Genomic DNA, 2,353 nt, shown 5'->3' with positions numbered 1-2,353 from the left:
GTTGTTAGCATCGGGCGAGATTAACCATTTTTCATCGGGTTAATTTAGCCAATTATCATCGTATTAAAACAGCCAACGCATCAGACTGTTTCATTATAAGTGGTTGGTTACACCTGGCTTGGGTTTGCCAGTTTCTACTGCAATTGTTTCAAGACGACGCCCACGATAACTGTTCCCTTTCATCATAAAAACAGTTGCATCATCAAAGATTCGGTCAAGAGCACATAGCAGAGACGAATCTTCACTGAAGAATTCGCCCCATTTATTCGGGGTCATGTTGCTTGTGAATATCAAGGTATTAGGTCCTTCTTTGTTATATCGCCTGTCGACCATATCGAAGAACATTCTGGTGGCTTCTTTGTTAAAAACACATCTACCGATCTCATCGATAATGAGGCAGGATGGTTTCACAAGGCTGTTTATCGTTGAACTTTCACGTCCATATTTTATGGCGTCATTCAGTCGCTGATTAAGTTCAGTTGCCTTTAAGAAATAGGTTTTTAGTCCCTGATTGCAGCATTCTCTTCCGTATGCCATTGCAAGATGTGTTTTACCCACACCCTGTGGACCGATAAAGGCAAGATTCCTACCGGCATTTATAGCAGTTAATGCGGGTAGATTTTTTAATCTTTCAACCTGTTTTCCCTTTACATGATCAAAATCAAAGTTTTGAAATGTCTTTGGTTCTTTTAATGGCAGACGACTCATTTTCAGAAGCGTATTTCGGATTGTTTCTTCTTTTTGTGTATGCAAAAATTCGAATACTTTTGCGATGGCTTCCAGTTGCTGTGGATTCATAGCTTCAGAATCTATAAAGTTATACAGCCCGTTTGCGTATGCTGATATTTTTAAAGCTTCTATATCAGAACTGATCTGATCATAAAACGTTTTACTCATTCCAAAGACCCTCCTCAAAGTTAAACTTACTGAAAAGAGAATCGGCTTCTCTTTCTTCAATCTGGAGGATTTTGGATCGTACCGGCATCGATGGGTACTCTTCAGGCTGCTCCTTTACATACTGATCATGACAGAAGCTGTCTTTTCTACTCCATGTAACATTGTGTGTTGCAAGGACCCTACTCATGTCCTGGTCATAAATAGTAATGATATATTCGCTTCTTTGAATTCGACAGATCCTCTTTTGATACCAGAATGGAACGCCAAAACGTCTACCTTCATAGCTGACAAATCCGTCGAATGAGATTGCTCTTTCAGGACAAAGATAATACATCATTGCCTCAGTCTGATCCAGAACGGATGCAACATTCCAGCAGGATTTTTGATGAACTTCATCTGGGATACAATCAACAGCACGATGATACCTGCTGTTATGTCTGTTGCACCAATGCAAAGCGTCGTAGTTAAGTTCCGTGATATTTGTAAAGACTCTTCCAGGAAGGAAGTTGTCTTTTACGAAACGAACAAGACGTTCTACTTTACCTTTTGTAAAAGGATGTCTTGGCTTACAAAGCTTTGTAGAAAAACCAATGGTTTTCATAAAACTCTCATAATCGCGTTGCCATATAGGATGTCCTTCCGAATCTCTTGAGATGACCACACTCTTCATGTTATCTGTAAGAACATATCTGGGAACTCCCATGTAATAGAAAGCATGGATCATTCCGATAAACAGGTTTTCCTGTTTGGCATTTGGAAAGAATTCTATATAACATTCACCGCAATGATGACAGACCATCGCAAAACATGCAAAACGATAATTATTACCGTTATAGTCTTCAACATTGATAAATCCCCAGTCCATCTGGTAGGATTCTCCAGGTCCGGTCTGATATCTGCGTCCCCGGTTTCCCTGTGGATTTTTCAGAAGACGTTTTGGTGGGATAAGATCTTTGTGCTGTTCTATATAAACACGCACCTGGGTTAAACTTCCTTTATACCCGTGTTCACATAGTCTGTCAAAACAAACAGAAGCATTTGAAACATTGTTTTTCAGCAGATCATCCAGAACACCCGAAAAACCGGTAAGTACTGTAGTCTCTGCTTTCATTCCTGTTCGTCCATGTGGTGGAATGATAAAGTTATTCTTCTTGTAGCGACGTAACTTAGCGCGAGTGATTCCGGTACGTCGTTCTAATTCTGCAAGATTAATCTTATTCAGGTCAAACTTATCACCCTGCTCAAACTTTATTTGCTCGATAGCCTGTGATAGAATGACTTGTGTAAGGTCGTTATTAGATTCATTTGTGTTCATATGTCTCCTTTTTTCTGATGCGTTGGGTAACATCAGTTTAAGACAAAAAACACGTCTGGTAATGACCTTTTGGCTATTTTAATACGATGAAAAATGGTTATTTTAATCCGACGTCGGTCGGCTAAAATAACCCGACACTAA

At 39.6% G+C, this 2,353-nt stretch carries 2 protein-coding genes; both read right to left on the bottom strand.

The window, feature by feature from the left end; translation table 11 throughout:
- Positions 1-93: 93 nt before the first annotated feature.
- Positions 94-897, bottom strand: coding sequence for an ATP-binding protein (locus tag SCSH_RS10770; protein ID WP_202966376.1), 804 nt, complete (start codon positions 895-897; stop codon positions 94-96).
- A complete protein-coding gene (istA, locus tag SCSH_RS10765; RefSeq protein WP_057491880.1) occupies positions 890-2,212 on the bottom strand; it encodes an IS21 family transposase in 1,323 nt (440 codons plus the stop codon). Before istA ends, SCSH_RS10770 begins: the two co-directional genes overlap by 8 nt.
- Between the last annotated feature and the right edge of the window lie 141 nt (positions 2,213-2,353).

The sequence above is a fragment of the Streptococcus orisasini genome (genome assembly GCF_001431045.1).
In the GTDB taxonomy this organism is placed as follows: Bacteria; Bacillota; Bacilli; order Lactobacillales; family Streptococcaceae; genus Streptococcus; species Streptococcus orisasini.
This window is presented reverse-complemented; position numbering and strand designations above follow the sequence as displayed.